The organism is Frateuria sp., assembly GCF_035695185.1.
Lineage (GTDB): Bacteria > Pseudomonadota > Gammaproteobacteria > Xanthomonadales > Rhodanobacteraceae > Frateuria_A.
The window spans coordinates 24,534-31,953 of sequence record NZ_DASSES010000035.1 but is presented as its reverse complement, the minus strand read 5'-3'; the positions used below and the strand labels follow the sequence as shown (position 1 = coordinate 31,953).

At 68.5% G+C, this 7,420-nt stretch carries 7 protein-coding genes; 6 read left to right on the top strand and 1 reads right to left on the bottom strand.

Annotation, left to right across the window (positions count from 1 at the left end; translation table 11 throughout):
- From hpf to ptsP, 6 genes are all read left to right on the top strand, one after another.
- Nucleotides 1-313 (top strand): ribosome hibernation-promoting factor, HPF/YfiA family (gene hpf, locus VFH59_RS02495; RefSeq protein WP_325163307.1); only part of this gene is annotated, 313 nt, incomplete at its 5' end.
- Between the two features lie 241 nt (nucleotides 314-554).
- Nucleotides 555-1,457 (top strand): HPr(Ser) kinase/phosphatase, encoded by a 903-nt coding sequence (gene hprK, locus VFH59_RS02490; RefSeq protein WP_414655842.1) that lies wholly within the window; start codon nucleotides 555-557, stop codon nucleotides 1,455-1,457.
- 5 nt (nucleotides 1,458-1,462) lie between these two features.
- Nucleotides 1,463-2,368, top strand: a complete 906-nt coding sequence (gene rapZ / locus VFH59_RS02485) for an RNase adapter RapZ (RefSeq protein WP_325163305.1) — start codon at nucleotides 1,463-1,465, stop codon at nucleotides 2,366-2,368.
- Nucleotides 2,369-2,549: 181 nt separating this feature from the next.
- Nucleotides 2,550-2,942, top strand: coding sequence for a PTS sugar transporter subunit IIA (locus VFH59_RS02480; protein ID WP_209616384.1), 393 nt, complete (start codon nucleotides 2,550-2,552; stop codon nucleotides 2,940-2,942).
- Nucleotides 2,935-3,204 (top strand): HPr family phosphocarrier protein, encoded by a 270-nt coding sequence (locus VFH59_RS02475; protein WP_325163304.1) that lies wholly within the window; start codon nucleotides 2,935-2,937, stop codon nucleotides 3,202-3,204. The genes VFH59_RS02480 and VFH59_RS02475 overlap by 8 nt, the downstream gene beginning before the upstream one ends.
- Nucleotides 3,205-3,354: 150 nt before the next feature.
- A complete protein-coding gene (gene ptsP / locus VFH59_RS02470; protein WP_325163303.1) occupies nucleotides 3,355-5,085 on the top strand; it encodes a phosphoenolpyruvate--protein phosphotransferase in 1,731 nt (576 codons plus the stop codon).
- 24 nt (nucleotides 5,086-5,109) lie between these two features.
- Here the strand turns inward: ptsP and VFH59_RS02465 are convergent, their stop codons facing one another.
- Nucleotides 5,110-7,068, bottom strand: a complete 1,959-nt coding sequence (locus VFH59_RS02465) for a S9 family peptidase (protein WP_325163302.1) — start codon at nucleotides 7,066-7,068, stop codon at nucleotides 5,110-5,112.
- Between the last annotated feature and the right edge of the window lie 352 nt (nucleotides 7,069-7,420).

The following is a 7,420-nucleotide window of genomic DNA, read 5'->3' as shown; positions in this document are numbered from 1 at the left end:
ACTCACCGGCCAGCAGATCGAAGTCACGCCCGCCCTGCGTGCGCATGCCGAGTCCCGGCTCGATCGCCTGACCCGCCTCGACGAAAGGTGCCTGGGCCTGACCATGGTGCTGTCGATCGACAAGCTGCAGCACTGCGCCGAAGCCACCCTCGGCACCACCGGTGCCGCCCTGCATGCCGCGGCGTGCGGTGCGGACATGTACGCCTCCATCGACATGGTGTTCGACAAGCTCGCCGCCCAGCTGCGCCGCCACCGCGACAAGGTGACCGACAAGCACCAGCAGGAGGCGCGGGACGCACGACAGTTCGGCTGATCCGCCCGTCCCGGAACGACCCGCCCGCGTGGCGGGTCGTTTTTTTTCGCCGCCGGCAACCGCTTTCGTAGCCTGAGCGGTGCGGCTCCACACCGAAGGCACCGCCCGCCAGCGGCCTCCTGCCGCAAGGCGAGGCCAGCCTGCGGCCAAGCTGGCACAATGGCGCCCACCGCCCGCCCGGCAGGGGAGCCCCTTGGAACGTCTGACCGCACGACAACTCTTCGACGGTGTCCACGAGCGCATGGGCCTGCGCTGGGTATCGGGCATGCGCGGCGAAGGGCGCGTGCTCGAGCCCGGTGCCACCGCGACGCGGCGGCCGTCGCTGATCGGCTATCTCAACGTGATCTACCCCAACAAGGTGCAGATCATCGGTACCGAGGAGCTCAACTGGCTCGACGGCCTGGACTCGCGCCAGCGCTGGGAGGCGATGCACAAGATCGCCGCCTACCAGCCGGTGGCGTTGATCGTGACCAAGGACCAGACCATCCCCTCCGACCTGCGCGAGGTCGCCGAGGAAACCCACACGCCGCTGTGGATCAGCGCCAAGCGCGGCCACGAGCTGCTGACCTGGATGCAGTACCACCTGGCACGCCTGCTGGCGCCCAGGATCACCCTGCACGGGGTTTTCCTGGAGGTCTTCTCGATCGGCGTGCTGATCACCGGCGAGTCCGGTTCTGGCAAGAGCGAGCTGGCACTGGAACTGATCAGCCGCGGCCATCGCCTGGTCGCGGACGATGCCACCGAATTCACCCTGATCGCGCCCGACGTGATCGATGGCACCTGCCCGGAGCTGCTGCAGGACCTGCTCGAGGTGCGCGGTCTGGGCGTGCTCAACGTGCGCGAGATGTTCGGCCACACCGCAGTCAAGCATTCGAAGTACCTGCGCCTGGTGGTGCATCTCAAGCCCCTGCGCGACGGCGAGGACATCGACGCGATGACGCGCCTGACCGGCGACACCAGCCACCGCGATATCCTGGAGGTCCCGGTGCCCATGATCACCATCCCGGTGGCTCCCGGCCGCAACCTTGCCGTGCTGGTGGAAGCGGCGGTGCGCCACCATATGCTCAAGAGCAAGGGCATTGATCCCGCGCAGACCTTCATCGACCGCCAGGCGCACCAGATGCGCCGGCTTCCGCCGTGGTGAGCCGCATGAGCACCAACGATCCCGTGCCCTCGACCGTCATCAACGACCCCAACGCCGTGCACCTGGTCGTGCTGACCGGCATGTCCGGCGGCGGCAAGACGGTCGCGCTGCGCGCGCTGGAGGACCTGGAGTTCTACTGCGTCGACAACCTGCCCAGCGGCCTGCTGCCGCAGCTGGTGCAGTCGGTGCGCCGCGACGGCGGTGGCCGCCGCCGCCGCATTGCCGTCGGCGTGGACGTGCGCAACCGCGGCGAGGACTTCGAGCACATGCCGCTGGTGCTGTCCGAACTGGCCGCGGCCGGCGTCCATGTACACCTGGTCTTCATCGACTGCCGCGACGAAGTGCTGATCAAGCGCTACTCGGAAACCCGCCGCCGCCACCCGTTGGCGATCCGCGGCGTTTCGCTGGCCGATGCGATCGCCGAGGAGCGGCGGCTGCTGCGGCCGCTGATCGGCATCGCCGAGAAGGTGATCGATTCGAGCGACCTCAACGTGCACCAGCTGCGCCGGCTGATCGCCACCGGCTACGCGGCCGCCACCGAGGGCCTGACCCTGATGTTCCAGTCCTTCGCCTTCCGTCGCGGGCTGCCGCTGGATTCGGACTTCGTCTTCGACGCGCGCTGCCTGCCCAATCCGCACTGGCAGCCCAAGCTCCGTCCGCTCTCGGGCAAGGATGCGCCGGTGCGCGACTTTCTCGAGGCCGACCCGCTGGTCGGCGAGTACTTCACCGACACCGTGCGCTGGCTCGACGCCTGGCTGCCGCGTTTCGAGCAGGACGACCGCAGCTACGTCACCATCTCGGTCGGCTGCACCGGCGGGCGACACCGCTCGGTCTACCTCGTCGAGCGGCTGGCCGCACACTACCGCGCGAAGCGCGAAGGCGTGCTGACCTTCCACCGCGAACTCGAATGACCATGCCCGCCTCCCCGCATACCTGCAGGAGCGCACTTGTGCGCGACCGCCCTATCCGCCTTGCGTGGGTGTCCCGGCACGCCGCGCCATCCCGGTCGCGCGCAAGCGCACTCCTGCAAGGTGGCGGGCGGGCGGGCGGTGCCCGCGCAACGGATGCCGGCGATCCGGCGAGGGCATGCCCATGAGCGTCGGCGTTCTGCTGATGACCCACGAGGCGGTCGGCAAGGCATTGATCTCGGCCGCCCACCACGTCATGCCCAAGCTTCCGCTCAGGGTCGACGCGGTGGAGGTGCCGGCGCACGCCGACCCGGACGTCATGCGCACGCTCACCGCCCACCACGCCCGCGAGCTCGACCAGGGCGACGGGGTCCTGGTGTTGGCCGACCTCTACGGCGCCACGCCGTGCAACATCGGCCTTTCCCTCACGGCGCTCGGGGTACGTTTGCGTTGTGTGTCCGGGCTCAACCTGCCGATGCTGCTGCGTGTGCTGAACTACGCCGAGAAACCGCTGGACGAACTGGCACAGGTGGCCGCCCATGGCGGCCGCGGGGGAATCTTCATCGATCATGCTTGAGCAGGAAATCACCGTCTCCAACAAGCTCGGCCTGCACGCGCGCGCTTCGGCCAAGCTGGTGCAGCTGGTGCAGGGCTTCAAATCCACCGTGTGGCTGGTCAGCAAGGGCCGCGAGGTCAACGCGCAGAGCATCATGGGCGTGATGATGCTTTCGGCGGGCCTGGGCACCCCGGTCACCGTGCGCGCCGACGGTCCCGACGAGGCCGAGGCACTCGCCGGTGTCGTCGCGCTGTTCGAGCGCAAGTTCGACGAGGGGGCATGACGTGAGAGCGCGGAACGGGGCGCGGCAACCGGGTGTCGTGCGGGACCGCGCAAGCGGGGACGCCGCCCATCCGTTCGCTACCCGTCGGGCTCTCCCCGCGCTGCATGTTTGCCGTTCACGCCTCCCCGCTCCCGACGGAAGGGCCGTCGCATGAGGCAGTTGCTGCCTGGCACCGCAGCCTCCAAGGGCATGGCCCTGGGCCGCGCGCGCCTGGTGCAGCCGAGCCGCTACCTGGTCGACACGCGCCCACTGGCCGAGGACGAGGTCGAGGAGGAACTCGAGCATCTGCATCGCGCCCTCGACACCGCGCGCCAGGAACTGCACGAGCTGCGCGGACGCCTGCACGGCGCGCTGGCACGCGAGGTGAACGAGTTCATCGATGCGCACAGCCTGCTGCTGGACGACAAGGAACTGCTGCGTGGCCTGGACGACCTGATCCGCGTCGGGCATTACCGCGCCGGCGTGGCGCTCAAGAAGCAGCGCGACCGCCTGGCCAAGGTGTTCGAGGCCATGGACGATCCCTACCTGCGCAGCCGCCGCGAGGACGTCGACCAGGTCATCAACCGGGTGATCTCGGCGCTGCAGCGCCAGACCAGTCGCGAGGAACGCAAGCTGGCGGCCCGCGTGGGCGAAATCCTGGTCGCCGACACCATCGCGCCGGCGGACATGGCGCACCTGGTCGGCAACGGCCTGCTGGGCGTGGTGGCGAGCTCCGGCAGTGTCTACTCGCACAGCGCGATCCTCGCCCGCAGCCTGGACCTGCCGATGCTCGTCGGTACCCGCGACGCGCTGGCCACCATCCACGACGAGGACCTGATCCTGCTCGACGCCGAGCGCGGCGAGACGATCGTGCATCCCACCGCGCAGGACCTGGCCCGCTATCGCGCCTGGCAGCGCGAGGCCGCGGCCGAAGGCCGGCGCCTGGCCAAGCTCGCCAACGCGCCCACGCACACCCGCGACGGTATCGCCGTGAGGCTCTTCGCCAACGCCGAGACCGCCGCGGACATTGCCACGGCACGCACCCGCGGTGCCGACGGGGTGGGCCTGTACCGGACCGAATTCCTCTTTCTCAAGCACAAGGGCCTGCCCTCCGAGGACGAGCAGTTCAACGCCTACCGCGACCTGGTGCTCGGCATGGGCGGCCTGCCCGTGACCATCCGCACACTGGATCTGGGCGCGGACAAGGCCGACGCCGCGGGCCTTGCGCTGCGTGACGAGGACAACCCCGCGCTGGGCGTGCGCGGCGTACGGCTTTCACTGCGCTACCCCGCCGTGTTCACCACGCAGATCCGCGCCATCCTGCGCGCCGCCTGCTACGGGCCGGTGCGGGTGCTGGTCCCGATGGTCACCCAGCCGGATGAGCTGATCGCCGTGCGCACGCTGTTCAAGCTGGCGCGCGAGGACCTCAAGCACGAGAACGTCGACCTGCCGGAAAAGCTGCCGCTGGGCGCCATGGTCGAGGTGCCCGCCGCCGCACTCAACGTGCGCGCGCTGCTGGAGCACGCGGACTTCCTCGCCATCGGCACCAATGACCTGGCCCAGTACGTGCTCGCTGCCGACCGCGGCAACGACGGGCTGGAGAACATCTACAATCCGTTGCAGCCGGCGCTGCTGCGCCTGATCGCCTACGTCATCGCCGCCGGCCGCCGCGCCAACAAACCGGTCAGCCTTTGCGGCGAGATCGGGGGGGACGTCAAGTTCACCGCACTGCTGCTGGCGCTCGGCCTGTGCGAGTACAGCATGCATCCCAGCCAGATCCTGCACGTGCGCGACCGCCTGGCCACTCTCGACCACGCCGCCCTGCGCCGCCAGGCGCCGCACCTGCTCCGTGCGCACACCCATGAGGATGTCGAGGCGCTGCTGGCGCGGCTTGGCGGCTGAGCCGCGCCAGGGTCCGGCGGCCTGTCACCGCGCGGGGGCCTGGCCCATGTTGCGGTCGAGAAAGGCGAGGATGCGGGCGAACAGTTCGGCACGATTCTGTTCGGTGTAGAACCCGTGCCCTTCATCGGCCTTGTAGAGCCACTCGTGGGCTACCCCGTGTTCGAGCAGGGCACGGTGCAGGTTTTCCCCCTGCACCGGCGGCACCCGCCTGTCTTCGCCCCCGACGATCAGCATGACCTGCGCCTTCAGGTGATCGAGCTGGTGGATCGGTGAGCGCGCATCGAGCTCGGTCATGTCCTCGCCGAGCGCGTCGCGCAGATAGTTGACACCGGCGGTGGACTGCGGGATATCGCCGCGCCGGTACATCAGTCCGAGGTCATAGACACCGACGTAGCCGATGGCGCAGCGATACAGGTCCGGCTCCTTGACCGCCCCCTCCAGGGCCGCGTAGCCGCCGTAGCTGCCGCCGAAGATGCAGATGCGGGCGGGATCGGCGATCCCCTGGGCAATCGCCCAGCGGGTCGCATCGGTCACGTCGTCCTGCATGCGCCCGCCCCATTGGCGGTAGCCCGCGCGCGTGAAATGGAAGCCATAGCCGCCCGAGCCCCGGTAGTTCACCTGCAGTACCGCGTACCCGCGAGTGGCCAGCATCTGCACGTAGGGGTCGTACTCCCAAACATCGCGGACGCCATAGGGACCGCCATGCACGAACACGACCAGCGGCTGCCGCGTTGCGCCCGCATTGCCCGGCGGTCGCGTGAGATAGCCGTGCAGGGTCAGCCCGTCACGGGCCTTGAACTCGACCGGTTGCGAACTGGCCATCCGCTCCGGCTTGATCCATGCCGCCCGCTGCAGCAGTAGCCGGGCCTTGCCCGTATCGGCATCCCACAGGTAATAGGTGCCCGGATCCGTGTCGGAATCGACCAGCACCACGGCTTTCTTGCCGTCGTCCGTGCTGGATACCACGTCGGCGAACTCGCCCGGGAACTGGCGCGAGAATGCCTTGATCACGTCGACCGTGTCCGAGCCGGCAACCAGCGGGGTTACCGCCGGCATGCCGGGCATTTCGGTCACGCCCACGAGCTGACGGCGGTCCAGGCTCAGCTCCAGGCCGTCCGGCTCCACGACCGGACTGCTCCAGATCGGCGCGAGGAGCTTCTCCGAAGCCACGTCCCAGGGACAGATCGCCGCCACGGCCCCCGGACTGCCGCAGGACATGAAGACACGCGAGTCGTCGCCGGAAAAGGCCTGCGGCATCGAAACGCCGTGCGCATCCTCGGTAAACAGAAGCGACCAGGGATCGCCCTCGTGCGCCCGGTAATAGACCTGCTCCTTCGCCTTGCTGCTCCAGCCGAAGGCGAAGCGCACCACGCCATGATGGTCGGCCAGGAACGACGCACTGCGCATCGGTGCGGTTACCACGCGATGCTTGGTACCGTCGCGCACGTCCATGCGATAGACCCGGGTGAAGGCGCCCTCCGCGCCCGTGTTCCAAGGATCGACTCCAATCAGCACATGGTTCTGGTCGTCGCGCAGGGTGTCGATCATGCTCGCACTGGCGTATTCCGCACTCGCGTGCTGGATGTGCGAGCCGGTTGCCTTGGCCGCCACCCGGTACCCGAACAAGGTGACGGCGTTGCCGCCGTCGGCGTCGACGCCGAACAGCTCACCGGTGGCGAACGGCCGGTCGAAGCCGGCCATTTTCTGCCCCACCGAATAGACCACGCGGTCGGGGTTCACCCACCAGAAATCGACCACCTGGTCACCGTCGCGAGGGCGCACTGCCGCCCCCTTGCCGGTCTCAAGGTCCACCAGTGCGAGCATGGGCTGGTCCTGGATGACCGCGACCGCCGCGATATGCCGCCCATCCGGTGAAATCTTCACTTCGCGGTACTGCTCTTGCCGGGCCAGGTCGTTGACGGAAACCTGGTCGGCCTGCGCGGAGAGCGCGAACAAGGTGGACAGGACGGCCAGGAATGTCACCTTCGGACTCCTCCGGGCTGCATCGACAAGGGGCTTGCGCACGAGACCGATAGCCATTCGTGTTCCTTCAGCTGCTAGGGATCCAACGGACCATTCGTCCGGCCAGCGAGAGCCGTTCCGGAGGCGCGTCGGGAGATGCGGTGATTTCCGAGGAGCGAGGCCGGCGGGCGGGCCTCTGGCAAAAGACGTTCAATGAGCGATTCCCTTCGCGTGGCGCGGCATGCGGAACCGCTGGCCCCAAGGCATTCGGGCATATCGTCAGAAGACAGTCAAGACCGGTTCATGCTGCAGCCTGCCGCTCGGTTTTCCTTGAGCACTGAAACCGGTAGGCCAGGGAAGGCAGCTCGAGCGA